This is a genomic window from Sutterella sp. AM11-39 (assembly GCF_003472385.1).
GTDB lineage: Bacteria > Pseudomonadota > Gammaproteobacteria > Burkholderiales > Burkholderiaceae_F > Duodenibacillus > Duodenibacillus intestinigallinarum.
In genome coordinates, this window is record NZ_QRLV01000013.1 from 673 (window position 1) to 26,685 (window position 26,013).

At 53.9% G+C, this 26,013-nt stretch carries 25 protein-coding genes; 11 read left to right on the forward strand and 14 right to left on the reverse strand.

Features of this window, described 5'->3' with window-relative positions; genetic code table 11:
- Nucleotides 1–412 (forward strand): RNA-guided endonuclease TnpB family protein (locus DW133_RS10130; protein ID WP_199588867.1); only part of this gene is annotated, 412 nt, incomplete at its 5' end.
- 35 nt (nucleotides 413–447) lie between these two features.
- On the opposite strand, the gene DW133_RS10065 is transcribed toward DW133_RS10130, so the two are convergent.
- Together DW133_RS10065 and DW133_RS08900 are read right to left on the reverse strand one after the other, a co-directional pair.
- Entirely contained in the window at nucleotides 448–849 is a 402-nt protein-coding gene (locus tag DW133_RS10065) for a type II toxin-antitoxin system PemK/MazF family toxin (protein ID WP_158571177.1), read from the reverse strand.
- On the reverse strand, nucleotides 833–1,114 hold the full coding sequence (locus DW133_RS08900; RefSeq protein ID WP_118276308.1) for a type II toxin-antitoxin system RelB/DinJ family antitoxin: 282 nt from the start codon (nucleotides 1,112–1,114) through the stop codon (nucleotides 833–835). Before DW133_RS08900 ends, DW133_RS10065 begins: the two co-directional genes overlap by 17 nt.
- Nucleotides 1,115–1,650: 536 nt before the next feature.
- Between DW133_RS08900 and DW133_RS08905 the strand changes: the two genes are divergently transcribed.
- The 6 genes from DW133_RS08905 (at nucleotide 1,651) to DW133_RS08925 (ending at nucleotide 7,025) form a co-directional block, all read left to right on the forward strand.
- Complete coding sequence (locus DW133_RS08905) at nucleotides 1,651–3,060, forward strand: anion permease (protein WP_118276309.1); 1,410 nt, start codon at nucleotides 1,651–1,653, stop codon at nucleotides 3,058–3,060.
- A 288-nt stretch (nucleotides 3,061–3,348) separates the two neighbouring features.
- The gene (locus DW133_RS08910; RefSeq protein ID WP_118276310.1) at nucleotides 3,349–4,275 is read left to right on the forward strand and encodes a hypothetical protein; all 927 of its coding nucleotides are present in this window, start codon (nucleotides 3,349–3,351) and stop codon (nucleotides 4,273–4,275) included.
- Nucleotides 4,276–4,280: 5 nt separating this feature from the next.
- Entirely contained in the window at nucleotides 4,281–4,424 is a 144-nt protein-coding gene (locus tag DW133_RS10070; protein WP_158571178.1) for a hypothetical protein, read from the forward strand.
- Between the two features lie 3 nt (nucleotides 4,425–4,427).
- Complete coding sequence (locus DW133_RS08915; RefSeq protein ID WP_118276311.1) at nucleotides 4,428–5,300, forward strand: Sir2 family NAD-dependent protein deacetylase; 873 nt, start codon at nucleotides 4,428–4,430, stop codon at nucleotides 5,298–5,300.
- 25 nt (nucleotides 5,301–5,325) lie between these two features.
- Nucleotides 5,326–5,739: a hypothetical protein gene (locus tag DW133_RS08920; RefSeq protein ID WP_118276312.1), complete on the forward strand. Its 414-nt coding sequence runs from the start codon at nucleotides 5,326–5,328 to the stop codon at nucleotides 5,737–5,739.
- 11 nt (nucleotides 5,740–5,750) lie between these two features.
- Entirely contained in the window at nucleotides 5,751–7,025 is a 1,275-nt protein-coding gene (locus DW133_RS08925) for a PD-(D/E)XK nuclease family protein (protein ID WP_118276313.1), read from the forward strand.
- Nucleotides 7,026–7,451: 426 nt separating this feature from the next.
- Here DW133_RS08925 and DW133_RS08930 read toward each other — a convergent pair whose 3' ends face one another.
- The 4 genes from DW133_RS08930 to DW133_RS08940 all read right to left on the reverse strand — a co-directional run bounded on the left by DW133_RS08930 (nucleotide 7,452) and on the right by DW133_RS08940 (nucleotide 10,418).
- Nucleotides 7,452–8,741 carry an ATP-binding protein gene (locus DW133_RS08930; protein ID WP_118276314.1) on the reverse strand — a complete coding sequence of 430 codons (1,290 nt, stop codon included), beginning with the start codon at nucleotides 8,739–8,741 and terminating at the stop codon, nucleotides 7,452–7,454.
- A gap of 177 nt (nucleotides 8,742–8,918) precedes the next feature.
- Nucleotides 8,919–9,059: a hypothetical protein gene (locus DW133_RS10075; protein WP_158571179.1), complete on the reverse strand. Its 141-nt coding sequence runs from the start codon at nucleotides 9,057–9,059 to the stop codon at nucleotides 8,919–8,921.
- A 224-nt stretch (nucleotides 9,060–9,283) separates the two neighbouring features.
- Nucleotides 9,284–9,757: a YjiG family protein gene (locus DW133_RS08935; RefSeq protein ID WP_118276315.1), complete on the reverse strand. Its 474-nt coding sequence runs from the start codon at nucleotides 9,755–9,757 to the stop codon at nucleotides 9,284–9,286.
- Nucleotides 9,750–10,418, reverse strand: a complete 669-nt coding sequence (locus DW133_RS08940) for a nucleoside recognition domain-containing protein (RefSeq protein WP_118276316.1) — start codon at nucleotides 10,416–10,418, stop codon at nucleotides 9,750–9,752. The genes DW133_RS08935 and DW133_RS08940 overlap by 8 nt, the downstream gene beginning before the upstream one ends.
- A gap of 208 nt (nucleotides 10,419–10,626) precedes the next feature.
- Here DW133_RS08940 and DW133_RS08945 point away from each other — a divergent pair, with 208 nt between their 5' ends.
- Together DW133_RS08945 and DW133_RS08950 are read left to right on the forward strand one after the other, a co-directional pair.
- Entirely contained in the window at nucleotides 10,627–11,730 is a 1,104-nt protein-coding gene (locus tag DW133_RS08945) for an amidohydrolase (RefSeq protein WP_118276338.1), read from the forward strand.
- Between the two features lie 89 nt (nucleotides 11,731–11,819).
- Nucleotides 11,820–12,533 (forward strand): transposase, encoded by a 714-nt coding sequence (locus tag DW133_RS08950; RefSeq protein ID WP_118276317.1) that lies wholly within the window; start codon nucleotides 11,820–11,822, stop codon nucleotides 12,531–12,533.
- Nucleotides 12,534–13,174: 641 nt separating this feature from the next.
- Here DW133_RS08950 and DW133_RS08955 read toward each other — a convergent pair.
- The 6 genes from DW133_RS08955 to DW133_RS08980 all read right to left on the reverse strand — a co-directional run bounded on the left by DW133_RS08955 (nucleotide 13,175) and on the right by DW133_RS08980 (nucleotide 20,333).
- Nucleotides 13,175–13,837 carry a response regulator transcription factor gene (locus tag DW133_RS08955; protein WP_118276318.1) on the reverse strand — a complete coding sequence of 221 codons (663 nt, stop codon included), beginning with the start codon at nucleotides 13,835–13,837 and terminating at the stop codon, nucleotides 13,175–13,177.
- 4 nt (nucleotides 13,838–13,841) lie between these two features.
- On the reverse strand, nucleotides 13,842–15,674 hold the full coding sequence (locus tag DW133_RS08960) for a sensor histidine kinase (protein ID WP_158571181.1): 1,833 nt from the start codon (nucleotides 15,672–15,674) through the stop codon (nucleotides 13,842–13,844).
- A gap of 75 nt (nucleotides 15,675–15,749) precedes the next feature.
- The gene (locus tag DW133_RS08965) at nucleotides 15,750–16,334 is read right to left on the reverse strand and encodes a molecular chaperone (protein ID WP_118276320.1); all 585 of its coding nucleotides are present in this window, start codon (nucleotides 16,332–16,334) and stop codon (nucleotides 15,750–15,752) included.
- Nucleotides 16,335–16,348: 14 nt separating this feature from the next.
- Nucleotides 16,349–17,065, reverse strand: a complete 717-nt coding sequence (locus tag DW133_RS08970; protein ID WP_118276321.1) for a 4Fe-4S dicluster domain-containing protein — start codon at nucleotides 17,063–17,065, stop codon at nucleotides 16,349–16,351.
- Between the two features lie 43 nt (nucleotides 17,066–17,108).
- On the reverse strand, nucleotides 17,109–19,757 hold the full coding sequence (locus DW133_RS08975; protein WP_118276322.1) for a molybdopterin-dependent oxidoreductase: 2,649 nt from the start codon (nucleotides 19,755–19,757) through the stop codon (nucleotides 17,109–17,111).
- Nucleotides 19,758–19,931: 174 nt separating this feature from the next.
- Nucleotides 19,932–20,333: a LysR substrate-binding domain-containing protein gene (locus DW133_RS08980; RefSeq protein ID WP_118276323.1), complete on the reverse strand. Its 402-nt coding sequence runs from the start codon at nucleotides 20,331–20,333 to the stop codon at nucleotides 19,932–19,934.
- A 6-nt stretch (nucleotides 20,334–20,339) separates the two neighbouring features.
- Between DW133_RS08980 and DW133_RS08985 the strand changes: the two genes are divergently transcribed.
- Entirely contained in the window at nucleotides 20,340–20,858 is a 519-nt protein-coding gene (locus tag DW133_RS08985) for a hypothetical protein (protein WP_233542164.1), read from the forward strand.
- A 217-nt stretch (nucleotides 20,859–21,075) separates the two neighbouring features.
- On the opposite strand, the gene DW133_RS08990 is transcribed toward DW133_RS08985, so the two are convergent.
- Both DW133_RS08990 and DW133_RS08995 read right to left on the reverse strand, forming a co-directional pair.
- On the reverse strand, nucleotides 21,076–22,242 hold the full coding sequence (locus tag DW133_RS08990; protein ID WP_147408920.1) for a hypothetical protein: 1,167 nt from the start codon (nucleotides 22,240–22,242) through the stop codon (nucleotides 21,076–21,078).
- A 57-nt stretch (nucleotides 22,243–22,299) separates the two neighbouring features.
- Nucleotides 22,300–23,382, reverse strand: a complete 1,083-nt coding sequence (locus tag DW133_RS08995) for a hypothetical protein (RefSeq protein ID WP_118276325.1) — start codon at nucleotides 23,380–23,382, stop codon at nucleotides 22,300–22,302.
- A 257-nt stretch (nucleotides 23,383–23,639) separates the two neighbouring features.
- Here DW133_RS08995 and DW133_RS09000 point away from each other — a divergent pair, with 257 nt between their 5' ends.
- Nucleotides 23,640–25,994, forward strand: a complete 2,355-nt coding sequence (locus tag DW133_RS09000; protein ID WP_158571182.1) for an ATP-binding protein — start codon at nucleotides 23,640–23,642, stop codon at nucleotides 25,992–25,994.
- Nucleotides 25,995–26,013 lie beyond the last annotated feature (19 nt).

Here is a 26,013-nt window from a genome sequence, read left to right on the forward strand (position 1 = left end):
TGTGGAACACGTCAACCACAATGTCAGCAAGACAATCGTGGAAAAAGCCTCACAAAGCGGCAAGCGGTTGATCGTATTGGAGGATCTCACGCACATTCGCGAGAGAATCAAGGCCGGACACAAGGTGCGGGCAAGACTGAACCGATGGCCGTTTCGCGAGCTGCAGCAGATGATTGTCGACAAAGCCTCACGATTGGGGATGAGGGTAATGTTTGTGGATCCGAGATATACAAGCAAGACGTGTTCGGCGTGCGGTGCAATCGGAAAGAGAAAGAAGCACCGGTTCGAATGTCACTGTGGTTACCGAGCGCACAGCGACCTGAATGCAGGTCGAAATCTGCACGGTCTGGGCTATCTGCTGATGACCCAGAGGCCGGACGTAAACAGGCCTAATGCGACATTACGAATGTGATAGTTGCAAAGCCTGCGACTTTAGTCGCGGGTTGTTTACCTACTAGTGAGAATACCAAGCTCAAGCAGAGCGGCATCTACAGCATCGGCATCGCGGGTGCTTAACTTCCCGTATCTGAAGCGGCCTTCAAAAAAACTCTTAGGGAATCGTGCGATATGCGAGCATCGGGCTGTTGATGGCTTTGCAAGACCTGCCTCCTTCCAATCAAGCAACGCTACTTCTCCGGGAAACTGAGGTCGTGGCGCATGACTTGTAACTTTAACTGAAACAATAAAGACTTCAACGGAGTCTTCTTCAATATCGCCAACGATAACCGGACGTTCCTTGAAGACTCTGGGCCTGTCGTCATATTCAAATGGCAGACGCCATACCTCGAAAAGCTGCGGATTTGCACTGGCAGCGTGATTTTGGGGTGCCACCTTATTCATCGTAGTCATCGTCCTCGCGCCAGGAAGCCGGCAGAACGGCATGCCCATCCCGAATTGGCGGGGTAATGATATTCGGATGGTTCGAATTGAAGACTCGTTTGTTTGTCAGCTCATCGGAAAGTCTCAAAGCAAAAGGAAACCCCTTGTTAGCAACAAACGCTGTCACAAACATCCGCAACGTATCTGAGGGCGACGTACCTAGTTTTTCAGCAATGGTACAGAATTGTTTGTCAAGAGACTCCTCAAGTCTAAAAGCACGCTGTACAGTGGACATCCTCCTACTCCTGTCAGACAAATTAAGGAAATCGTCAGACTAATAATACTCGTTGTCTGTCAATTAATGTGTTTCAAATTCGGTGACGAATCCGACAACTTCTGTGGAAAACTTGGAAACGGGTCAGGACGAGATATACGGCACTCAGAACGCAAGGCCGGAGTTGGCGCGGACTAACACGAGTCGACGAGTACAGAGGCTAAAACCATGGCAATTGCCGCAAAAACCTCGCGAGGGTCGCCAACCAGATCGGTACGGGCAGTGGTGTGAGAGGTCGGTGTGTGAACCAATCACCTAACACCAACTCGATGTGGCAGACCGGAAGATTGGACAGCAGTGTCGAGCGCATGTCGAGGTCGAAAAGGCCATGCTTCCGAGCATTCCTACTGTCTATCGATTAAGCGTTATTCCCATAGGGCATATCGGCTAATCAATTTGTGTCGTCGCAACCTTTCTCCAATTTTTTCAGAACGTAAGAAATTATTTCAATTAGCCTTCTCCTGTTGATTAACGATGCTCATTACAGGGAGGAAATTATGAGCACAAAACTCAGAAGCTGGCTGATTGTGCTGGCTCTCGGGCTGGTAGTATGGCTGTTGCCGTGTCCCGAAGGGCTTTCGCCAAACGCCTGGACACTGTTTGCAGTCTTCGTCGCCACCATTGCAGGATTTATCCTGCAGCCCATTCCGATGGGCGCGGTGGCGTTTTTATCATTAACCTTCTGCGCCATTCTTGGCATTCTGAAAACCAAAGATGCGCTGATGGGTTTCGGCAACGGAACGATTTGGCTGATCGTCTGCGCCTTCTTCCTGTCGCGCGGCTTCATCAAGACCGGGCTTGGACGGCGCATTGCGTTTTGCATCATCAAGGCAATCGGCAAGAGCGCCGTGTCGCTCGGCTTTTCGATCTGCCTCGCTGAACTCGTGATTTCGCCTGCCATGCCTTCAGCCACGGCTCGCGGGGGCGGCGTTTTCTATCCGATCGTTCAGTCTTTGAGCAGCGCATTTGGGTCTGAGGCCAACTCCAACGCCGGCCGTATCGGTAAATACCTAATGCAGGTGGGCTTTCATGCCGACGCCGTGACGTGCACGATGTTTCTCACATCCATGGCCGGCAACCCGTTGTGCGTAGGCTTGGCTGCAAGTGCCGTCGGCATTGAACTCACCTGGATGCAGTGGTGCGTGGCCGCCATTGTTCCCGGCCTGATCTGTCTCTTCCTGGTTCCGCTCGTTCTTCTGAAAATCGCTCCTCCGGAACTGCGCAAGATTCCGAACGCTCGCACCCTGGCGGCTGAAGAACTCTCCAAGATGGGACCGATGACTTTCCAGGAAAAGGTTCTCGCGTTCGTGTTTGTGATGTGCCTGATCCTCTGGGCGACCGGCAGCATCACCAAGCTCGGGGCCACGCCGATTGCCATGGTTGCGGTCTCGATCATGCTGATTTCGGGCGTGCTGACTTGGAAGGATGTTCTTTCCGAAAAAGGCGCATGGGACGCCATGTTCTGGATGGGCGGCCTGATGGCTCTGGCAACGGCTCTTGCGAAGTCGGGCTTCATCAAGTGGGCTGCCGCCTTTATCGCAAGCGGCATTTCGTCGGCTCACATGGGTTGGATCGCGTCTTTCATCATTATTTCGCTGATCTACACCTACTCGCACTACTGCTTTGCATCCGTTACGGCCCGCATCTCGGCCATGTACGGCGCGTTTGTTGCGGTCGCCGTTGCGTGCGGCGCTCCAGCGTTGATGGTGGCAGTGGCGTTCGGCATCTTTGCCAACCTGCCGATTTCGCTTACGCACTATGGTAACGGCGCCGCTCCGGTCTACTTCGGTGCAGGCTATGTTTCGCAGGGCGAATGGTGGCGCAACGGCTTCATCATTACAACCATCAATACCGTGATCTGGATGACCATCGGTATGGCTTGGTGGAAGGTGATCGGCATGTACTGATCGTCTAACTGGTCACAAAGCGTCGGCCGCGGGGACCGGTTCACTATCTCTGCGGCCACTTTCTATTTTTGAAAGCGTTAACAGCTGCATTTAATAGGTAGGTTAAACAAAATCACCATCGTTTTTATTGCGTCCTGTCGGTCGTCCTTTATGAACGATGAGGAAGAAAACCTTTCGTATAACTGCTCTTACATCGCCTCAACCTCCAATGTGATTTTATGCGTCAATCGTTGACGCACTGCCATCCACAATACCACCATCGAAAGACCTCTTTTCTTTGGTGGCAACATGACTGAATCCTCCACGGGCACGCACGACACACCGGCCTCTTTGAGAGAAGCACTGCATCTGGCAATTGATACTCTGCCGCCTCAGTCGAGCAGCTTTGGACAGCTCTCGGCCAGTCTCGTACTTGAAGCCATCAATCGTCTTCAGTTCAAGGGCTTCTCGCAGGACGATCAGCTCGCTGCAATCCTTTCGACCTTGCCTCGTCAAGAGTCGTTTCGTCTGGCGCCAAGCTATCTGATAGGAGACATCGATGCCGTTTCCAACCTTTGGAAGCTCTTTGTAATGCATTTAGGCTATCAAAGTTCTTCAGACCAGCCTTCGGTGGCGACCATCGGTACCGCCATTTCCGAAGCCCCTGCTCGAGCTCGTTCGATTATTTCGGTGTTCCTCACCGTCGCCAACGAACACTGCTGCCGTTCGATGAGTGCCGATATTCCGAACATCGTTTGCAAGCCGTATCTGCAAAACATGCTTGCCATCGCGCAAGCACTCGAAAAGACCACGGTCGACACGACGGCCGACGACCTGATGGATTCAGTGACGGCGGCCATTGACAAGGTGCACCTCACGGATGAACTCACACCGGAGCGCACTTGGGTTTGGTTGGTTCAGGCCCATAAGGATCTCGCTCTTCCCGTCGCCCGTGAAGTCATCTCCGGGCTCAAGCGTGTGACTCGCAAGCAGTGGCTGATAAAGGGAGAACTACCCAACGGCACGTCTCAGGAGCCAATGTTCTTTGTTCGCAACGAACACGGACGAGACGGAAACGAAGGCGCCGTCGATCGTCTGATGGCCTCTCTTGCCGCGCGCTTCGGAAAGCTTTGCACCATACGCAATTCGGAAAGCTTTGCACCATACGCAAAGTTCGGTACTCGGAAAAGCTCTCCGAAGTCCAGTGGAGCCGACAGGCCGTCTCGTCCTGGATGACCGGCATGGCCTATCAGGCAGCGCGCGAACGCCTTCTCACGAGCACCCGAGCCGATCCGCTCGAAGCGATTGTCGACATTGACGACCTCTCTACCGCCAACGATCAGCTCAAGACATTCGAACCACTTCTGAAACTACTTCGAGAATAAAAAATGACTGCCTATTCCTTTACCGACCTCCGCATCAAGTCGATGCAAATCAAGGGCGAACGCCCTGTCATCGTGATTCTTTCGGGCGCCGGTCTTTCGGCCGAAAGCGGCATTCCCACCTACCGCAGTGCCGACAACAGCTGGAATCGCACCGATAGCATGGACTCCGTCGACATGAAGCACCGCCCTCAGCTCGTGTTCGATTCGATCAACCGCCGCATTGAAGCCTACGATCAGGCCAAACCCAATGCCGCGCACCTTTCGATCGCTAAATTCAAAAAGAAGTGGCGCAACAAGGCCGACATCATCCACATCACACAGAACATCGACACGCTGTGCGAAGAAGCGGGCGACGCGGGTGTCTTTCACCTGCACGGATCGTTTCTGACCAGCCGTTGCACGGAATGCGGAGCGACCTTCCCTCGCTTGGGACTCTACAAGGAAGGCAACGTGTGCCCTGCCTGCAAAGCGTCCGGCTGGTCCGTTCGTACCGACGTGGTCCTTTTCGGTGAGCGTCCGCACGGTCTCGATTGGATTCCGGGAGTACTCCGCCGCGCCGACGTGTTTGTCGCCGTCGGAACTTCAGGCATGGTCTATCCGGCTGCGGGCTTTGTGACCGAAGCCCGACGCCGTAATTGCCGCACCCGCCTTCTCATCGCCAAGGACGCACCTTTGGACGGTTTTCAGCCGCTGTCAACCGAAAACGACTCCGTGGGGCACTTCACGAAGTTTGTGCGAGGCAACGCAACGACAGTTCTGCCCGCCGTGCTTGAAACGCTGGGCAATTGGATCGAGAAGGTCACGCAGGCTCAAGCAACGGAAACGGTTGCAACCGCTGCCCGCGACAACGAGCAGCCGGACGATTCGGCTTCCTGACAACCGGACAAGCGGGAGGCCCGACATGCCCAGACGCATTGACAATTTCACAAGCTATTTTCACCGAAAAAAGCGTGACCTCTATTTTGTGACGTTCACACAGGTCAAGAAAGATCCGGTGGGATTTCCGGCAGTCCGGGATTGTGAAGCCATTGACGGTCGCCGTGAGCTTCTGGACTGGCTTCGAGAGAAGCTACCATCCACCGACGTGGGCCCGATTCTCCCGTTCGACTCGGACAGCGGCTTCATCGCGATGCCATACGACGGCTCGATCTATGTGGACTTCACGCCCGAAGACCTGGAGAAATTCGAAAGCCGTTGGGAGACGCCCGACGGCAAATCGATCGATTCGCGTTGGCAGTGCTACCTCTACACGCTTGAGGAATACAAGGAAAAGCACGGCGGCCGCATCCCGACTCCGGAAGAATATTTCGACTGAAACACAACACCATGCCAAAACGTTCCGACAAGACATCCACACTAAAGCAATCATCAGCGCAGGAACTGCTTGAATCGGCTACCGCACTTCTGACCGACACGAAATCCGACTCGGCCGGAATCGTTGAGCGCGTTAACGTCGCTTTCTCGCCGCTGTCGTTTTTCAATCCGACTCCCCAGTCCGTAGCGTCCGTGATCGCGTTTCTGCTCGATCCCAAAGCCTCGCACGGTCAGTCAACGCTTTTTCTCAAGGCCTTCTGCGAGGATCTCACGCAGCACATCGAAGCCGCAGGGCTTGCTCGTTCCGTCACGGTCCCGGAGCTGACCGACAAGACGAAGGTCTGCTTTGATCAGACAAACAGGTCGCCCGACACGAATCCTTCCTCGAGCGACATCGGTCTCGTCATCGTACGCTGTGCTCCAGCGGATACGGTGGTTACGGCTGGCACAAATGATTCGAGTGCCTCCCTGGACATCATGCTGCAGCGTGGAAAAACCGTTTTGATTGCGCACTTAGGCGACTCGGATTGTGCGTTGCGTACGAACGGCGAAGACGCAGCCATCGTTCGGTATTCGATCGTTGATTTTGCCGACATGTTGCTGCAGACCGTTGAGGGAATCGACTTCTCCGACGTGCGCTGGTTCGTCGAAGCCTTTGCGCAGCACCTTCTCACTCACGGAGCCGACACACAGGCCGGCCGCAAACGCAAGCTTTACGAACTTTTGCGATCTCCGGAAAACGTTACGGCGGCAGCCTGCATTTCAGAGGCCTACGCCGACTTGGTTGAGCGTAACTGGCAGCGATTCGTGCGCGCGGTGACGGATGCTTGCCGCGAACGCTACAAGTTCGAAGTCGACTGTGACACAGACAATGTATCGTCCGAGAAGCCCGAAAAATTCGTCTTGCGCTTTCTTTTCTCGGTTTCCAAGAAATGGTGTCTTTCCTTTGCCTGCCGCCCCAACAACCGCGGCAAGGCGGAAGGCTTTTGCTGGGGCGTGTGCCTAACCAACGGAGGTTTCTTTGCCGACGAGCCGGAACTCGCGGAAAGCTTGTCCGACATGATGAAAACGCTTTTTGGCTACGGAGATCATCGATGTTCCGGTCACTGGGCGTGGTTGCGTGAAGGTAAAAAGGACGAGACGATCGACTGTAAAGCCGATGTGCCGTACAGTCTGGAAGATCCTTATTGGTTCTCGATGCTCAGTCGCGGCGACTTTGAGCCGTTGATGGAATGCCTGTTCTCAAAGCTCGATGCGATTCTGAAGTATTGCGAGATTAAGGCCTGACCGGCACGGCACAATCCGCCTTTTGCCTCAGTCCGGCCGTCTTGGACACCGTCCTATCCACACATTTGAAATTGCGAGCGTTATCCTGTCCTCCAGTTTCGGAGCCTTGGTCTTTGTGCCAGGGCTCCGTGCTTTTAAGCAATCTTCTCTACGCCACGTAAACCGTATTAACGAAAATTCGCGATTTTTCGTTATTACGTTCTACGCAAGATGGGAACCTACATCCGACGCGCACTCGACCAGGACATCGAGTCTGCAACTCACTCCCGGGTCAACGTCATCACCGGGCCGCACCGTTCGGGCTTAAATCCGACTATATGCATACAGCGGATTGTCTGTCGTTTCCATCTTGCGTGCTCTGACGCAGCGAACAACTTCGGCTCGTTATGTCACTCTCAAGAATCGGCGGCAAACTCACAAATACGCCTATTGTTTGCCGCTGGCTTCTGTCAACAGCCACTTCCAAACAGGCACAACCTCGATAGTCCGGCCATTGGATTCGATCGTGCGTTCCTCTTCCATTGTGACAATTAGGCATCGCGTAACTGACAGCTCTTTTGCGATTTTATTGAAGGCCTCAACCTCACGCTCCAGAGTCTTCGGATCCGTGCCGAGCTTAACGCATACCTGAATAGCTGTTTCCTCGTCAGGCAAATAGAAATCCACTTCAACTTCACGACGGTAGAAAAAAACGCGGTCATTAAAACCATGCCGCCTAAGAAGGTGAAGCGCAACCAGATTCTCCAATTGGTCGGCCTTGGGATCAGACTTGAGCAAGCGGATGAAGCCATTGTCCACAAAGTAATACTTCCGGCTGCTTTCTCGTTCCTGCAACTTACCGACGATGTTGGAGATCGGCAGCACCAGGCACGCTTCGCAAGCGTATTGCAGATAACTGATGCACGTGTTCTTTGAAAGCTTCACGCCGGTTGACTGAATTACATTTGTCAACCTCGTGAACGAAACCGGTTGTCCAATGCTTTCAGCCACTTTCTTTAGAAGGATACGCAATGGCAATGCGTTCGTCACCTTGTTTCGGACAATGATGTCGCCCAGATATATTTTTTGGAATACGCTGTTTATATACTCAAGCTTGTTCGAAAATTGCACACACTCAGGCAAGCCGCCGTATTCAAAAAATTCAGCGAATTCACGCAAAATTCGGGCCTTGCCTGTCGTCGAAGACCAAACATCCTTGCGAACTGCGACGCCCTTTGCTTTCAAATACTCGGAAAAGTTCAATGGGAAAACGTTGACAGTCAAGAATCGGCCGCCCAGTGCTGCAGCAATCTGGATGCTCAGCATCTTTGCGTTGGAACCGGTAATGTAGATCTCGGCCTGGGCATCAGCCATACGGCGCGCGAACTTCTCCCAACCATCAATCAGCTGTACCTCGTCAAGGAACAAAGCCGGCAAAGAGTCTTTGCCGGACAGCTCGGCCTGAACTTCAAGGAGTTTGTTGAAATCGGCTACATCGAAGCCCATCAAGCGCTCGTCTTCAAAATTGACGTACAGAACCTTGTCCCAACTATGACCTGATGCCAACAAACTCTGGATTTTTGAAAACAGCAAATAGGACTTACCTGAACGTCTCACGCCAACCAAGACGCAACGAGGCAATTCGCCTATCTCGATGTCGCGAGGAAACACTTTCTTTTGAGCAACCAAGTTACGGTTGTCTGTCAGCACTTGACGGAGAATATCAGTCGAAATCATCACCGCTTCCTGTTCAATGAGTTGAACAATTTTACATCGTTTTTGTTCAACCCATTGAACACTGCCTTAATGATCAGTTTAAGTTTAGGAAGGACTGCGTTAAAGATTAACGCTGGCGTACAAGCGACAGATACGCCACAGATTGACTAGAAGAAACCAGCCATTCTGGTAACACCTTTAGTTCACGGGCATCGTGACCCACCCGCAGTAATACGGCACGTACAGAACAAGGAGCCAGAACAGATAGCAGCAGGCAACGATGGCGCCGGCAATGGCGAAATACCGAATCCTCGGATGGTTGCGAAAGAAAGCTTTCATAACATCCCCCTACCCAACAAAACTTCTCGCGGCTCTCTGACCTCAGAAACGGGGGCCGTTTGCTTCGATGATAGTCCCGACGACTGATACCGTGTCACAAAATCGACAAATTGGCCTAATAAAAAATGAAGACGCTCTCCGAAACCGCGCATAACCGCGAATCTCAAAAGAGCGCCTTGGGCAGGCAGCCGTTCGACCAGCCGCCTTATCACCGCAGCAAATACTCAGACGAAAAACCGCATCAGGATCATACCGATGAAGGCCATCAACAGACTGTTGAGCATCAACAGCGGCCAGTACTTCTTGGGAACATCCGCCACGCCGAGGAGTCGACCCATGTACTGAATTTGAGAGGCCATCAGAATCAACGCGGGTGCCAGAATCGTGACGTCGTGACCGTTGAGGACGCCGCTCGAAGCCAGGCTCGCCGCAACACCGACGCCTGCCCCGCACGACATCCAGGTGGCGAGCAGCACGGTGATGGCCTGACCGGGCAAATCGAAAATTCCCATGATTCCGCCGCATGTGCGTCCGAGAAAATCCATCACGCCCCACAACTGCAGAATGTAGGTGAGCACAAAGGCCATCACCACGTTCGGAAGCAGGCTGTAAAGCCCGATGTTGAGTCCCTTCTTGAGGCCGACGATAAAGATGTCGAAGGGATTGTTCGAGGTGGTCTTGGCGGCTTCGTTACTCATTTTCGAAATCCTTCTTATAAACGGTGCTCAGAACAAAGCGGGTGAACATGCCGCCCACGAACTTCAGAACAAAGATGATGAGCATCGGAATCCACACCGGACACACGAAAAGGAAAAACAGCGCAGAGACAATGGCGTAGTAGTTGTTGACGCATCCGGCTCCTGCGTACTGCCATGCGGACATGGTCACCAGTCCTTTTTTGCTGAGTTGACCGCTGTCGTACATACCGCGGGTAAGAGCCGCACCGCCATCCGTGCTCTGCAGATCGGTGATCATGGCAAGCGCCGTAAAGCCGGGCAGTCCCAACAAGGGCTTTAAAAGCGGAGTCATGAGTACCTGAGCGGCACGCAGAGCTCCATAGTGCGCAAGCACTTCAATGAGCCCCATGGCAAGCATCACGCTGGGAATAAGCGACAGAGCAAACAAAAATGCAGCACGAGCCGACAAGCCGCCCGAACCGATGTAGTTGCTCTTGGAGTCACCGATCACACCGAACTTGCCGATCAGGGTCGTAAAGTCAAAAGCGCTCAACCACTTGCGCGCTTCAGGCATTTGATAGAAAACGCCGGAAAAGATGACGATGGCAAAGATCAAAGCGATATACGCTCCGATGCCGACTTTCTTTTCCTCTTTTAACTGAGGAGACGGTTTGTTATCCATGATTTTCCTTTGGGGTGGTTTGTTACCTTAACGAATCCTAGAACAGCGCCTTGAATGCGTATGGCAAAATCGACAAGCCTTTGAGCAAACCCGTATTTCGCTAGGTGCTATGCCCTACAGACAAAACAGTAAGCGGCGTTAGGCTTATCACCCGAAGACTATGGAAGGCGTGCCTGCACAAGGCAACACCATCAAAAAAGGATCGAAAATGAGCAAATTGGACGTCGTCGAAATTTGGAAAGAACTGCACCGTATGCCCGAACCCGGCATGAACGAATTCAAAACCGGGGAGTTCCTGGCAGATGCACTCGAAAAATTGGGCTATGAGGTCACCCGAGGCGTGGGAAAAACCGGTGTCGTGGGTGTTGTCCGCGGCAAAGAACCCGGGCCCGTTGTGATGCTGCGCGCCGACATGGATGCGCTTCCCTTCAAGAACGAAGACGGCAGCATTGAGTATGTGCATGCGTGCGGTCATGACTCCCACAGCGCCATGGTTCTGACGGCGGCCGCCGAACTCGTGGACAAAGTCAAAAAAGGCACGCTCAAGATCCTGTTTCAGCCGGCCGAAGAAACGCTCGAAGGAGCGCTCGCAGTGATGAAGGACGGCGTCATAGACGACGTGGACATTGCGCTGGGCCTTCATGTGCGGCCCGTTCAGGACATTCCGGCCGGCACGTGCTGCGCAGCGGTGCGGCATTCGGCAAGCACATTCCTCTGCGTGGAGATCGAAGGCAAGTCGGCTCACGCTGCACGTCCCCATCTGGGCGTCAACTGCGCTGAAGCCGCAGCGCTGATCACCAATGCGATCTGTGCGATCAAGATGAATCCTGCCCTGACTTGGTCGTGCAAAGTCACCTCGATTTCGGCTGTGTCGTCGGCCTCAAACATCATTCCCGATCGCGGCGAACTTGTCCTGGACGTGCGGGCTCAGACCAACGAACTGATGGACGAACTTCTCGAGAAAGTGCGGCGAGCGATCGAAGGCGCAGCGTCAAGCATCGGAGCCAAAGCGATAATCAAGTTCCCGGGCGGCGTCATTCCGGCAGCCATTTACGACGAAGATCTCGTCGCCGAGGTGGCGCAAACCATCAAGGAAGAGCTCGGAGCGGACAAATTGGCTCCCGACTGCGGTGGCGGCGGAGAAGACTTCCACTACTTCAAGCAGGCCAAGCCTAATATGAAAGCGGCGTACTTCGGGCTCGGAGCCGGCTGCACGCCGGGACTGCACGCCCGCAACATGACGTTTGACACCGCGCAACTTTCCAAAGGCGTCAAAGTGCTCGTCGCGATGGCGCTCAAGAAACTGGGTTGACATGCCAATGGCTCGCCGGGTGTCTGACAAGATTACCCGGCGATTCAGGCCGTGCTCTTCTAGTTTCGCTGCTGCAACCTGAAAAAGAAATGTCTTTCGCTTTTACGGCGGCGAAATTTTTGGCCCTGCTCCGACATTACTCGAGTAGGCCTTATCTCACACCTGCGCAAAAAACCGTGCGATCATTGTTGAGTGCAAAACCGGAAAAAACATTCGAAATCAATGAAGCAACCGAAATCGCCTCGTACAAACTACTGCATCGGCGAGTTTGCCGAATACATGGGTGTTACACCAACTTTTTGAAGCACTACGAAGAGTGCGGCCTACTCGACGTACACCATCGGGAGAACGGCTACCGCTATTTCAACTTCGATCAGTGTTCCCGCATTCTCGAATACATGCGTCTGCGCAACTACGACCGGATTAAGACGCTTCAGCGCAAAATCAGCAGGCTTGCCAATCAAACCAGAAATGCAAAGCACTTTCTGACAGTTCCGGGCGTTGGCGACACAATCATGGCATATATGTGTGTGCTCCTTGCCGATCCAACGCAATTTTCTTCGGGCCGGCAGTTTGCAGCTTATCTTGGCTTGGTGCCAATGCATACGGGCAGTGGCGGCAAGACTGTCACCACAAAGATTCCCGGCCGATGCGATAAAGCTCTGCGAGCTTTATTGGTACAGGGAGCTCATGCGGTGGCCAGGTCGACATGCCGGACAGACTGGGTGAGGACCATTTTGGCAAAGAAACCCAAGAAGGTGGCAATGGTTGCCATCGCCAACCGCATGGCACGCCAGTGCTAGGCGGTGGCAAGCAAGGGACAGGACTGGAGAAGGATGCCCGTTACGGCAGCATAGGAGAAAGAGGAAATGCTCGCCGTGATTGATCCAAGCTCAATGATGTAAAAACCGGTTACGCCGGCCTCTGCTAAACCTGTGCGGCCTTTTGACGTATTTTTGCGTCGCTATAAAAAAGAGGTACAGAGGTCCGGATCTCCATCATGGCCACGTCAGAAGCACCGCATTTGCCAATGCGGTCATGACGATAAACAGGTCGAATAAGAACGTTCAACGCTTTCTTCTGTTGATAACGTAACGAACACTGAGACGCTTGATGACGTCGGGCAGCAAGAACAGACAACAGGTTCGGCTCGGTTAGTGAAAGTTTCTGCCAATACACACAAGTACTGGCAAGGGCTTTTGCAGCTCGGAAAAAGAAGTCAGGCAGGTTTCGGCAACTTGACAGCCAACCAAACCAAGAGGTGAGGCTACACGCCGCAGCGCCTTATTCCACGGACGTTTTCACGCACGATGGATTGCCATTGGGCGGCCTTAATCGCACTATCGTTGGATGCTTTGTCGTCGGATAAGAAAATGGAGTTTGACTTGAGTCAAGAAGGCGCGTTCCCTGCTATTGACTCCTGAGGACATAAGAGAAAAGCCGCCTACACCAGTCCTTTTTCTTTAAGCAACATCATTCGCGCAATCAACTGCGCCGTACTGCCGACGCCGAGCTTCTCACAAGCTGACGCGCGATGAAACTTTACGGTACGTTCCGCGATAGACAATTTGGCAGCAATCGCTTTGTTGGATAGGCCTTGCACGACGAGCTGCGCCACCTCACGCTCTCTTTCGGTCAGCGAACGAGCGTCGCTTTCCAGAGCATTGTTCTGAAGTTCAGACAGCCTCCGCTTGCAATCCTCTCGACACCAATGCAAAACGGCTTCTTTCAATCGATCCGGAACCACCGGCTTGAGCATGAAGTCAACTGCACCGTCCTTCATCGTCTGCACAGCCATATCCACGTCACCGTGTCCTGTCACAAAGATGACCGGCAAGGTCACGCCAAGTCTTCTCATTTCTGCTTGAAGCTCCAATCCGCTCATCTGCGGCATGCGAACGTCCAGAACAAGGCAACCTGCCGCATCGTTCTGATCGTCAAGAAAGGCTCGAGCCTGTTGATAACACTTAACTTGCCACCCGACCGCACCCAGCATGAAACGGTAAGAGTTAAGCATCGTCTCGTCATCATCAACAATGCGAACCAGACAAGCCGCCTTCACCCGGGCTTCCGGCAAATCGTCAATTTTGGTGTGTCTATCCGTCATTTTTTTATGCTTTCGGCAAAACCATCACGGCCTTCAAACCAAAAGGTTGATTGCGCTCGATTCTCAGTCTGCCTCCGCAACCTTCCATAATGCGGGCCGATATGGCAAGGCCGACGCCCAAACCGGTGGACTTGCTGCTCGTTTTCGGTGAAAACAGATCCTGAAACATAGAAACGTCAACCGTGGGCCCATTGTCGGAGACGGCCAGCTCCCACATCGAGCCGTTACTTTCGAGTTTGACGTCAACTTTCGGATCTGTCGTGTGGCGGGTCGCTTCAGAAGCGTTCTTGAAAAGATTCAAAATGACAAGAGAAAGCTCCACCGCATCGACCTGTACATAGGCATTGGGCGGAACATTCACGTTGATTGTCGGGGGCGACTTAGCCAACAGACGAAAATCTCTGACGGCGTCACTGACAACTTTGAGCAATGGCCGTTTTTCAATTTGTTTGCCTGCCCCGCTCTTGGCGTACCCGCGAACTCGTTCGATGATAGCGCTCGCCCGCTGTGTCTGTCCGATGATCTCATTAGCGGCAATGCCGATCAACTCCATCGTATCGGACTTTTGTCCAACCTCTCCGGCAGAGCTCGGTTTGCCGTGTTCGGTCTCGCCCTTGGTAATCGTCCGAATTCCGTCTGCGAAATTAGCGATCGCTCCAAGCGGCTGTTTGAGTTCATGCGCCACCATGTTGGAAAGCATGCCGACCAAACTGGCCTTTTCAAGAGCCTGAAGTCGCGATTGAGTCTGCAACACTTCGTTTTGCGCGGCTTCCCGTTGCTGCATGGCCGCTCGCAGACTTGCAGTCTTTCGCCGTACTTCCAAAGTCACAAAAACCGCATGCCATATGCCTAAAAAAAGCAGTCCGAGCGCCACGAGGACCACCCATCGGTATTCCTGCCAAAAGCGCTTGAACGTCCACTCGCGCAAGTAGCTGTAGTGACCGATTTTCAGATCCTTGAAAAGACGGTCAATCCTTGTGAAGTCGCTTGCGATGCTCCAATACATCGCTGAGTCCTCCGGCATTGAAAACAAAGCTGCCGAAGCCTTTCGGCTCAATTCCGGCAAAGCTTCGGTCGTTGCAGCAAACACCCAATCAGGGTACAGCGCGGTAGAAGTCAGACAACGCAAACGAGGTTCCGTCTTTGCCCCGATAACACGAAAGTCGTCCGGGCCAACAAGTCCTTTGTGCACCATTTCCTCGAGCAGACAGGCGCGCACCATACCAATATCGGCTCTTCCCTGCTTCATCACGTCAAAGACGCTCTGCATGGGATATCCGGTAAAAGTAGTCGAGCCAAAGAATGTTTCAGGTTCATATCCCCGAGCATTCAGTTCTCCGAGATGAACTCGGTATCCGCCGAATGCATTGGGCGCAACGGCCACCGCCGTTTTTCCCTTCATATCTTCGAACGTGCGAATCGTCGTATTTTCACTGCGGACAAAAAAGATGCCGCCCATACTGAAATTGGGATCATCGGCTTCGCGAATTTTCCGCGTAGCCAGATGACGGGCGAGCCCCTGAGTCTGCATTTGCGAGAAAGTGCCCGCATTGGAGATGAAAAAATCAAGCTGTTTGCGACGAACGGCCTCCGGCAGCGTGTCAAGATCGTAATACGAAAGTTCAATATTCCGCCCCCAGGCTCTTTTCAAAGCCTGAACCGTCTCGGAGAAAACTTCTGTGCTAGACAATTCACCGATTGTGCTCAGAATACCCAGTCTCACCGGGCCTTCTGTGGCCAACCGACGGTCGAGACTCGACACACCGGACGATGCAGCCGACGGATTTTGCACCGCCAGCATCGTCATCAGCACAACATTACAAATCCATCTGGGCATAATCGCAACCACCGAAAAACAACCTGCCGTCACAGACATCATAACGGCAGGTCGTCAGTTGGAGATTCCGGTGCTTTAAGCCGTTACTCGAACGTGCTTGCGAAGAAAGTCGTCTATCACGGTTTCGAGCAGAGTTACCAACGCCATCGCAACATCGTTGTCAGGTTGCTTTGCTGCGAGCTCGGCTCTTACCCAAGAAACCCAGGAGAGATGCTTCTCAGCAAAGGAAACCGCGGCGTCAGCGTGACCGGGCGCGGCAAGAAGACGCGCCCAGAAAGCCAACAGCACACCGAGATGATCGGCCGGCTCATGCAATGCCGCTTCGGGAGCAAGGCCGAAATCGCTCATCACCTGCAAGACCTCATCGCGCGGCTCCTGCATCACCAGTCCCGTCACCGCCACGCTTTGATGCGGCGTCACGGAACCTTCGCCGACGCAAAACGCACGTGTCCAGCAGCGGGACTGCTCCTCAATCGAGCTTTCCCGCAATACATGTGCTGCCTGACAAGCTGCCTTGGCCACGGTTTGAGGCCCTTCAGACAACGTCTGCATCATTGCGGTAAGACTCGAGCAAATCGAGTCATCCGCACCTTTGAGCAGCCAGTCAGAAAAAGTAAGCGCCACAAGAGCCGTCACACGATCGGAAAGATGTTCGGTCACTTGTGTTTCACTCCTTACTTCACAAAGGTCTTCCGAGCCTCATACAGCACATTGGGCTTTGTCTGTTCGACAAGTTTGCGCGGCACGCCCACGGCATCGAACGTTGCATTGGGATGCAGCTTTTTGAGTTCCTCAATCGGCCCGCACTCCAGTGCGCGACCGGGACAGGATGCCACGCAGGCGGGCTTAAGTCCGACACGCAGGCGATCGACGCACATGTCGCACTTGGTCATGTGAGGATGATCGGGCGCACCCATCTGTGTTTTTTCCAACGCCTCGAAGTATTGCGGCGCACCCCAGGGGCAGGCCTTCGCACAAGCTCCGCAACCGATGCACTTGGCGCTGTCGACAATGACCGCACCGAATTCCTTTTCCTTGGAAATCGCCTTGACGGGACAAACCTTTACGCAGGCCGGATCATTGCAATGGTTGCATGACATAGAAAGCGGCACTACCTCGACGTCCGGAGCTCGTTTTCCAAACTCAAAGAATGTCACACGACGCCAATTTTCCTTCATGTCGAAACGCCGCAAAAAAGCATAGTTCGATGCTTTATCGGATGTTCCGGCTTTCCAGTCCCTCGGCGTTTCCAAACTCTTTAAAGAATTGTCCGTCAGACCGTTTAGCTTGGCGTCGCCGCGACGTCCCTCGTTCCACTCTTTGCAGGCAACCGTACATGTGGCGCAGCCCAAGCATCGCTTCTGGTTAAAGTAAAAACCCCACTGTGTCATTTTCGTATTCCTCGACGTATTCGTTGATGATCTGCTTGAGCCGTTAGGCGGGCAATGTTGCGCTCACTTCACACACACACCCGCCGGCGGCAAAGCCGCCCGACTTCGATGTCTGCAGATGCAGGTAGGGGTCGCTCGCACCGATGTCTCGGTCGATCGTCAGCGTGTTGACGGCCCCGCCCACGTCAACGGGCACACGATGGCAAACGGCCTTGCCCGTACCGGCTGCGTCAAAGTAGGCGTCAAAGAATTCGGTTTGACTCGGCTGATACCAGGCGCCTTCACCGATCGATACGACTCCGGGCAATTGACGTACGGTGACTTTGGCCGGAAGTTTGATGCAACCTGCTTCGGTGTAGACATAAACGTCGGCACCGTCCTTGATACCGCGCGCTGCGGCGTCGTCAGGATGCATGGTCACGGCGTGCGGGAAAACGTCCTGGATCATCGTCGTGTTGTCAAAGGACGAATGCGAACGATTGGGCATATGCGGCGTCGTGTACTGCAGCGTATAGCGACGACCCGAAGCATGAGGCGTTTTCTCGAGGATGTCTTCGTAGCCGTCGGCCGGGCGCACGTACTGGGCACGAGCCACACCGGCCTGAACGCGACCGCGCTGCGCAAGCCAGGGGGAATAGAAATTGATTCGGCCGGTATCCGTCGGGAATTCTCCCGGAGCGAATTTGGCCGCTGCGATCACGCTCTTTTCGGGCGGTACGGGCAGCTGCAGGTTGGCCTTTTCAAGCATCTCCTCAAACGTAGGAAGCTTCATGTCGGGATCGACCGACTTGTAGGCTTCAGGCAACTTCGTACCCTGCCACTGAATGCGCATCACATCATGGTCCGTCATGCCGTGGCGTCCCCAATCCAGGCCGAGTCGCTCAGCGATCATCTCGTTGATGGCAACGTCGCTCTTGGCTTCGTACATGGGATTGACAACGGCGTTGACCACGTTCATGTCGGTCTTGACACGACTGCCCGTAAAGAAGCTCTCTTCGAGGTGCGTCACCACCGGAAGGACCAGATCGGAATAACGCGCCGTCGTACTCATGAAGCGTTCGTAGCTTACGACATAGTCGAGTTTTTTCCAGGCAAGAATCTTGGGATTGATAGAAGAGCGCTGATTAAACGGGTCGGCTGAACCGCCGCCGCGCCAAACCATATCAATTTCAATCTTGGCGTCGGGCCCCAGATCAATACCGTTGATGCCGAGCACGTCGGCTCGAATTTGTTCGGGCGTACGCGAATCGCGGCCTGTCAGCAACACTTTGCTTTGCATGTACTGAGAAAACAGCAATGCGCTGTGCTTTTTCCCCTTGCACATGGCAGGCGCCTTGCCGAGCTTGACCGCCATACCGTCAACGGGAGCCAGAGCGCCGATGCCGCCGCCTCGAACCGTTGCGTTGCCGGTCATAGCCGCCAGACACAGCAACAGCCAAACATGGTACATGCCGTTGCCGGTACGTTGCGCACCGCCGCAAGTCCATGTCGAATGCAGACAAGCGGGCTTGGTCTTGGCGTAAGTCACAGCCAGAGCCTCAATGGTTTCGGCCTGTACACCCGACAGGAGAGAGGCCCAGCGCAACACGCCCTCTTCCCCGCCGTGTTCACGATTGAGTTCATCGAGATACTCCACAAACGACTGACCTTTAGGCGTCGTAAACGTGGTTCCCTTCCATGGCTTGCCCGTGATCGGATCTTTCGCAGGAGAATGACTGACAACCGTGTCACCCGGGAAAAAGCCGAAGCAATACTTGCGGATATACGCTTCATCGTGCAGACCGCGCCGATAGATCGTATTGGCCATGGCTGCCAGAATGGCACTGTCAGTCCCGGGACGCGGTGCAATCCACGGCGTAATGCCAGGGGCTCCCGTTGCCATGGCTCCTACCGTGCCCGTGTAGCGCGGATCAACCACCACGATCGGAATGCCCTTTTCTCTGGCCTTGGTCATGATGAAAGGCAGATGCGGCGACGTTGTTTGCGGGTCGGCACCCCAAACGATGATGAACTTGGAATTGAGCATGTCAATTGACGGATGCCCGTTGACGCCCTTGCCGAGTGCGTTATAGAGCGCATCCATTTCGTTGCCGGCCGAGTGATGGCCCCAGCACGAAACGTACGGGCCGAGGAAAGCAAGCGGCGTGCTGCCAACCTCCCAGATGGGGATGTAGCCCAATTCCTTCTGGCGAGCTCTCGCCTTTTCGATATGCTCGCATGCACGGTCAATAGCTTCATCCCAGGAAATGCGCTTGAAGCCCGCAAGATTGCCGCGTTCGATCGTTTGAAGAAGCGGATACTTCAGACGGTCGGGAGCGTACAGGCGTTTACGTTCGGCATAACCCTTCATGCAGGCGCGACGCTGCATCTTACCGATCGATTCGTCCGTCTTGGCCGCTTCGCAACGCGGAACGTCACCGGCCGAGGTCAACGCAAGCAGTCTTCCGTTTTTGACATGGGCCTTTAACATGCACTGCCCGTGGCAATGGATTTCGTGATAGGTGTTGACGACTTTGACGCTTTTGTCGAGCGTTTCAGCAGGCTTGGCTCCGAGAACATCCAAATCGGTCTTGGCAAGAGCCTGTGTCCAACAGGACAAAGATGAGACGGCCGCCGCAGCGGACGTCATCTTAAGAAACTGACGACGTGTGGAGGGAAGAGCGCAACGGCTCTGTTGTTCGGATTTGCTCATGCGATTCTCCTGTTTTGGGGCAGAGAAGCTGCCGAGACCTTCTTGTTTTTGTGAGTACTCGGCTCCATGGTCTCATCTTGGCCTGCCGGAGTAATTCCGACAACTGTCCCAAAGTGCAGTTATTCCTTTTCGGAATAGCGAATCCGCTAGAACGTCGACGTCCGTCCCCTAAACTTAATTCGCGTCGGTAAGAGACATGCGAGCAAACGTTCGGCGCGCTGCGTCAAGCCCTTCAGTCTGCGCCCTGCATTCGATCAAATATTGTTCCAAGCGGCGAATATGCGTGTTGTGCTCTGTGTGAGGATGTTTTAAAAGCCAAACCGGACGCGCCGCGATCCGCCGGTTCTCCAGAACAAGTTCCAATTTGCCGGTTTTGAGATGCGAGCTGATCTGCCACAACGGTACGCCGACCGCGTAACCGGCAGCGGCCAGGGCAGCAGCAAGCGCTCCGGCATTATTCACCCTCATCGTCGGCTCCACCCAGATGGCCGCGCTCTCATCTTTGCCGAGCATCAGCGTTCGTCCGCTTCGCTCCGCAATAATCGGTCGTTTTTGAAGGTCCTCCAGTACGCGCATGGCGCTTTGCGTTTTCAAAAAATCTGGGGCCACGGCAACGGTTTGGGCTGCATCAACGTCGGCCTGATGAGCGCGGGCGAATGCCGCAACGTGATTCCCGTACACGCTCAGATTCAAATGGGAGTGCGCGGCGAAACGGCCGAAATCAACGACTTTATGGTTGACCAGGCTGTCAGAATCGTCAAAGGCACCGCCTTGGCCTACGACGTTCAATACGAAGTGGAAAAAGTCGGTGAAGCCGGTGAAATGATTAACGATCGTGAGCTGATCGATCTTGTTGCGGAATGCGCTCACGAAGAACCCACCTGCAAGAACGTTGTGGAACGCAAGAAACTAGGCTGCTCGGAAGACTTCACGCTTCTGGCTCGACGCGTTCAGGCTCACGGCGGCAAGGCCGAATTCTTCGTTGTCGGCGCCGACAGAACGGCGGCTCACCATCAGCGCGAATTTGATTTCGACGAAACGGGTCTTGAAACCGCCTTCGGCATTTTCCGCCGTACCCTTGAAAAATTAAACGGCCGCTAACGCCGAACGACGGGCAATCTGACAGCCCTCCTCCTCCCGATGCCATGCGTGTCGGGAGGATTTTTATGAAGGCAGACAAAGACTCGCCTTCGTAGGATGCAGCCAATTGCAGCAGGCCCTTGTCCTCCGCTCTAAGTCGAAATTGAACTCGTTTCACTGCAGAGACGGTGCTGCCCATTATTATCTCCCCGAACTTTCACTCTCTGTGTTCTGCCTGCTATACGCCTTGCTTGTCGGATTCCCGCGCAATTAATCCGTCCGGGCCTTCGTTTGTAAAGAGTTCCAACGCAATCGCCTCCACGCGTTTGTCAAACGGAAAACAATCGTCCCAGTCGCGCATGACGCCGAGCTCGCCGCGCAGTATTTCTCGGATTTCGTCGTCCGTCAGATGTTGGGCTGAATTCCGGCTCAACAGATTGCTGCGGATGATGAACGACTTATCTGTCTTGAGCTTGTCCACGACGGCTTTGGGCAAATCTCGGCGTTCTGAGAGTTCGCGGCGAACGTCAAACGACTTGCTTTGCGCAAGCCGCGTGAGCAATTCCTCCTGAACACCTTGCTCGTCCCAATACGCCAGAGACGAGTGAACCGATACCTGCAGCCAGAAAATCGGCTCGTTGGGATCAATTTCAAGTGCATTGGTTCCGCTGTCGACTTTGACAAATCCGATGGCGAATACGTACTCGCCGATGCGTCCGTACGGGTTCGTGCAGGAAAGATTCTCTCGGCGACGCAGATGGGCCGTCTTCGGTGCAACGAAGTCGTTTTCTTCGATTCTTATCCGCAGCTCCTCGAGCGTCTCCCTCAGATCTCCATCGGGATCGTTGGTAAACGCTTCGACAAAAGTCTTGAGCTTGTCGATGACTCCGGCCTCAATCATGTCCTCCGAGAAACCGCTGAAGTGCACAAGGTTTTGGAACACCTGAGACTTGATCGCCTCATCGCGCTTGACGAAGACGATGAGCTCTTCAACATTGAGCTTGAAAAGGTTTTCGGGATTCTTTGCAAGCACGTTGCAGACGTCGAACCCGTGATCTTTTGCAAGCAGTCGCACTGCTTCCTCTGAAAGACCGTGACCGGCAGCGGCAATCTCGCGCATCCAGACGTCGGGGTGTCGAGCCAGGCGATCAAAAAATACGGATGCCTCTTTGACGATAATTGAGGCCTCGTTCTTGTTTTGTACTCGCGACATCAGACTGCCGGCCTTTTCCGTTTTGAGCGGACAGATAAAGACGTCCTCGAGTGTATCCAGAGACAGTTCCCCCTCTTTTCTGCGGCCGCCGAACAGTGCAAGCAAAGACACCGACTCGAGCTTGTCGGCAAGTTCGTAGAAATTGTGATGCCTGACTTTGCGCAACATGAATTCACGCGGGAAAAATCCCATTTCTTGTCTCCTTGCTGCCGATCGTTTGGCAGCTAACGTTTGTTTATGTGGTTACCGTCAGGATGTTGTGGCGGAAGAGTTGGATTGCTGATAGCCCTTGAAAATCGCCAAGGATCGTTTGCCCAGGCGTTCGGCTTCCTCCAGTCCCCAAGTCATAAAGTCGGCCGCCTCCTGTCTGTCAGACGGCACGACCGGCGTTTCGGCAACGCGGGCAAGACAAACTAAGAGATCCCGCATTCGCCCGGCGTAGAACTCTTCGAGCGGATAAAGACTCGTCGGCTTGAAATTTCGTTGTTCGCGAGCAGTTTCAAGCCAGTCGGCAACCAGCTCCGCCAATTTCGGATAACGATCTGCCATAGCAAGCAATTTCTGTTCATTGTTGGCAATCAGCCATCCGCGCTGGCCACCTCTCAACGTGACGTGAAACGCACCGCGATAGGTGCCGTTTTCTTCGTCGCAAAAGACGTAGCTTCGCCATATGTCCTTTCTGAAGCCCCCGGTACGAACGGGCGTGGAGAAGACGTCGAAGCCTGAGGGCGAACATTGTTTTCGGCAGTAGTCCTGCATGATCGAAAGTGCCTTGTTGACCATGAAGTCAGTACACGACGCAAAGTCGCGAATCGACTGTGCAACCGGTTCGGGATCAGACGTTTCTCGGCACTTGAGCAAATCCTGAATGCCTTCGGAGCAATGACAGACGGCGTTGAGCAACGAAAACGGATTGCCGCACTTGTCCGCTTTGAAGGTTTTGACACAACCCCAATAATCGTCGCGGTCTTCGTCCTCGTCACTGTCCCACAGGCAGGCGGCTCGGTTTAAGTCGCAATAGTCAAGAGCTTCGTAGAGCTCAAGCGCCTGCTTTTGCTTGTCATACGGGAAACGAACCAGCACGTCGTGCTCTTGATCTCCTTTCCTGCAATAGAGAACCAGATAGAAATCGGTACGCGGTTTCCCTTCTGCAGTGATAACCGGATATTCCGCTTCAACGCGATCGAGCGTAACCGTGATGCCGTGCAAGTCGAATTGGCGCTCACGGAAGTCTTCAGCTTTGAGGTTTAACCCTTCGATGAGATGCTTCACGGGCTCGCTGTTGCAATTGAATGCATTTACTGTGTCGTCAATGTCGGTGCACGAATCCATTTGTCTTTTCCGGCTATGCCGGCTCCTCTCTTCTCATAACCGTGCGCTCGCATAAGCTGACGGTGTTTAAACATTTCGTTGACGGAGATCGTAAGAGTGGATGCGACAGACTGCGTCGCATTGCAACGAAAAAAGCGAAAAGGGGAAACAATTGCGCATCAGTTGATCAACGAACGCTCCATGCGTCAATCGTTGACGCATCGAGACCTATTCTGCACTTGTCGAATTTCACGAAATAAATAATGAGAAAGTGCTGTATGTCTGATCGCGCCACGTCTTTGAACCTGAACAATTCCAACATTGGGCACTCCGTTATCAACCTTTGGATGCTGCGATTGCTGTGCAATGGCGACTTGTGGGCAAAAGTAGCCCGCAACGACATGTACTCCCACGACGCCTTGCCGAAGTTCTTCTGGGGACTCAAACTTCGTCGTCACCTGCATCTAGGAGCATTGATCCTCAACAATGAGAAGTTCTTGGGAACCGGCGCCGTCAAAGACATCAAAGCGGTTACAGACGTCGAGATGGAACTCGATGAGGATGCTGTCATTGCTCCCGAAAAACGCATCCGATATTTGATCGAAGAAGTCTGGCCTCAATACAACTTTATCGACGGATTGATGCCTTTCCTGACGGTGCAGCCGCGTCATCCGGAGACCATCGGCGCATACTGCCGCCCTTTTCTCGGCCATCCGTTTACCGCCAAGTTGTTGGAAAACGGCATGCCGCGTGCCTTAAGCCGTGAACTGCGATATTTGGAATCGGCCTGCTCCGACCAACTCTCCGCTTTGCCTGAAGCCTTTGCCGCTAACCTTCGTCTGCTTCAGGAGAACTTCAAGCTCTCGGATCTGGAAACCCGCATTCTCGCCTTCGTCTACTGTGCCCGTGACGTGAAGCTCGTCAACCGACTGCTGTGCGATCTGTTCGACTACGGAGAGCAAGGCATGACACTCGTCATCGATACGCTCTCTCTGGCTCTGAACGCTGATCGCGAAGACGTCAAGAAGGCTCTTGCCGCCGAAGGAAAACTTGTTTCCATCGGTCTTCTGGATTACGGTGAATCGGGCGACGAATTTTGCGAGCAGATTGTTCCGGGGGCAGTGCTGTCTCCTTCAACCTTAAGCGTGAAACTGTCCTTGTCCAAATTGCTGCAGGAGTCGTTTTTGCCGGCACCCGAACCGACCTTGAGCGTCGAACATTTTCCGCATCTGCCGATCGTGAGCCGCGTTCTTCTCCCCTACCTCAAGTCTGCCGTAGCCGGCGAGCGCAAAGGCGTCAACATCCTCTTTTACGGACCCCCGGGCAGCGGCAAAACGGAACTTACGCGCGTCATTGCCAAGGAACTGGGTCTCACCGGTTACGAAGTGCAGTTCGCCGAAAAGGAAACGCCAAAGAAGGAGGAGCGAACCTCGCGACTGAAGTTCTGGAAGGCTGCGGGCAACGTCCTTTCGCAAACCAACACCAATCTTTTGGTGATCGACGAAGCCGAAGACGTCTTCAACGATCTGGGATCGTTCTTTTTCAGCGGACGCACCAACAAGGGAGAAATCAACCGCCTACTGGAAGAAAATCCGGTTGTCACGCTTTGGACCGCCAATTCGATTCACAACATCGATCCGGCCATGCTGCGGCGCTTCAATATGGTCATTGAAGTGAAGTCGCCGGGGCTTGCCTATCGACGCGAGATGATCGACAAAGCGTTTGATCACCGACTCTCGAAGGGCACGACGGAGAGGCTTGCCTTGACGGAAAACCTCTCGAGCGCCGTGATTCGATCGATTTCGGACATCGTTCGCGAAACCGGCAAAACATCCGAGTCTCCTTCTGAGGACGAGATCATCGAGATGGCCGACCAGATGCTCAAGGCACAGCACATGGGACGCGTCGTTGACAACAACACACTGTTGCCGGAGCTTTACGAGCCTCAGTTTGTCAATTCTGAGCTGGATCTCGAAAATCTGCTCGAAGGGTTGCGTGCTGCTCGCTGCGGGCGTCTTTGCATCTACGGGCCTCCGGGTACGGGAAAGTCGGCTTATGCGGCGTACGTTGCTCGGGAACTTGGCATTCCGCTGATGCGCAAAACCGGTGCGGAACTCACGAGCTGCTACGTGGGCGTGACCGAGAAACTCATTGCGGATGCCTTTGAGACGGCGCAGCGCGACGGTGCTCTACTGTTGCTCGATGAGGTGGATTCGTTCCTTCGTGATCGCCAGGCGACTCGGTACAGCTGGGAAGTGACGGCCGTCAACGAAATGCTGGCTCAGATGGAACGCTACGGCGGTTACTTCATCGCAACCACGAATCTGAAGGACGACCTGGATCCTGCGTGTCTGCGTCGCTTTGATCTGAAGACGAAGTTTGACTACCTGCGCCCCGAACAGGCCGTGGCGATGGCCAAGGCTTATGCGGGCAAGCTTGGTTTGACTGATGGCGTCGAAGCGCTTGACCGTGTGGCCGACTTTGGGAATCTGACGCCCGGTGACTTTGCGGCCGTGGGCCGTCAAGCGGCGTTCAGGAAACTTTCGGGGACCGAGGATTTTGTCGAGCGTTTGGCTGTCGAGTCGAACTTGAAGGCTGCAGGGATGGGAAATCCGAAACGGTGGATTTTGTAGTGAGTGATGTTGGTTGATG

Coding starts and splice junctions, on each gene's coding strand:
- DW133_RS10065 (WP_158571177.1), bottom strand. CDS start 849: ATGACTACGATGAATAAGGTGGCACCCCAAAATCACGCTGCCAGTGCA.
- DW133_RS08900 (WP_118276308.1), bottom strand. CDS start 1,114: ATGTCCACTGTACAGCGTGCTTTTAGACTTGAGGAGTCTCTTGACAAA.
- DW133_RS08905 (WP_118276309.1), top strand. CDS start 1,651: ATGAGCACAAAACTCAGAAGCTGGCTGATTGTGCTGGCTCTCGGGCTG.
- DW133_RS08910 (WP_118276310.1), top strand. CDS start 3,349: ATGACTGAATCCTCCACGGGCACGCACGACACACCGGCCTCTTTGAGA.
- DW133_RS10070 (WP_158571178.1), top strand. CDS start 4,281: ATGGCCTATCAGGCAGCGCGCGAACGCCTTCTCACGAGCACCCGAGCC.
- DW133_RS08915 (WP_118276311.1), top strand. CDS start 4,428: ATGACTGCCTATTCCTTTACCGACCTCCGCATCAAGTCGATGCAAATC.
- DW133_RS08920 (WP_118276312.1), top strand. CDS start 5,326: ATGCCCAGACGCATTGACAATTTCACAAGCTATTTTCACCGAAAAAAG.
- DW133_RS08925 (WP_118276313.1), top strand. CDS start 5,751: ATGCCAAAACGTTCCGACAAGACATCCACACTAAAGCAATCATCAGCG.
- DW133_RS08930 (WP_118276314.1), bottom strand. CDS start 8,741: ATGATTTCGACTGATATTCTCCGTCAAGTGCTGACAGACAACCGTAAC.
- DW133_RS10075 (WP_158571179.1), bottom strand. CDS start 9,059: ATGAAAGCTTTCTTTCGCAACCATCCGAGGATTCGGTATTTCGCCATT.
- DW133_RS08935 (WP_118276315.1), bottom strand. CDS start 9,757: ATGAGTAACGAAGCCGCCAAGACCACCTCGAACAATCCCTTCGACATC.
- DW133_RS08940 (WP_118276316.1), bottom strand. CDS start 10,418: ATGGATAACAAACCGTCTCCTCAGTTAAAAGAGGAAAAGAAAGTCGGC.
- DW133_RS08945 (WP_118276338.1), top strand. CDS start 10,627: ATGAGCAAATTGGACGTCGTCGAAATTTGGAAAGAACTGCACCGTATG.
- DW133_RS08950 (WP_118276317.1), top strand. CDS start 11,820: ATGTCTTTCGCTTTTACGGCGGCGAAATTTTTGGCCCTGCTCCGACAT.
- DW133_RS08955 (WP_118276318.1), bottom strand. CDS start 13,837: ATGACGGATAGACACACCAAAATTGACGATTTGCCGGAAGCCCGGGTG.
- DW133_RS08960 (WP_158571181.1), bottom strand. CDS start 15,674: ATGCCCAGATGGATTTGTAATGTTGTGCTGATGACGATGCTGGCGGTG.
- DW133_RS08970 (WP_118276321.1), bottom strand. CDS start 17,065: ATGACACAGTGGGGTTTTTACTTTAACCAGAAGCGATGCTTGGGCTGC.
- DW133_RS08975 (WP_118276322.1), bottom strand. CDS start 19,757: ATGAGCAAATCCGAACAACAGAGCCGTTGCGCTCTTCCCTCCACACGT.
- DW133_RS08980 (WP_118276323.1), bottom strand. CDS start 20,333: ATGCGCGTACTGGAGGACCTTCAAAAACGACCGATTATTGCGGAGCGA.
- DW133_RS08990 (WP_147408920.1), bottom strand. CDS start 22,242: ATGGGATTTTTCCCGCGTGAATTCATGTTGCGCAAAGTCAGGCATCAC.
- DW133_RS08995 (WP_118276325.1), bottom strand. CDS start 23,382: ATGGATTCGTGCACCGACATTGACGACACAGTAAATGCATTCAATTGC.
- DW133_RS09000 (WP_158571182.1), top strand. CDS start 23,640: ATGTCTGATCGCGCCACGTCTTTGAACCTGAACAATTCCAACATTGGG.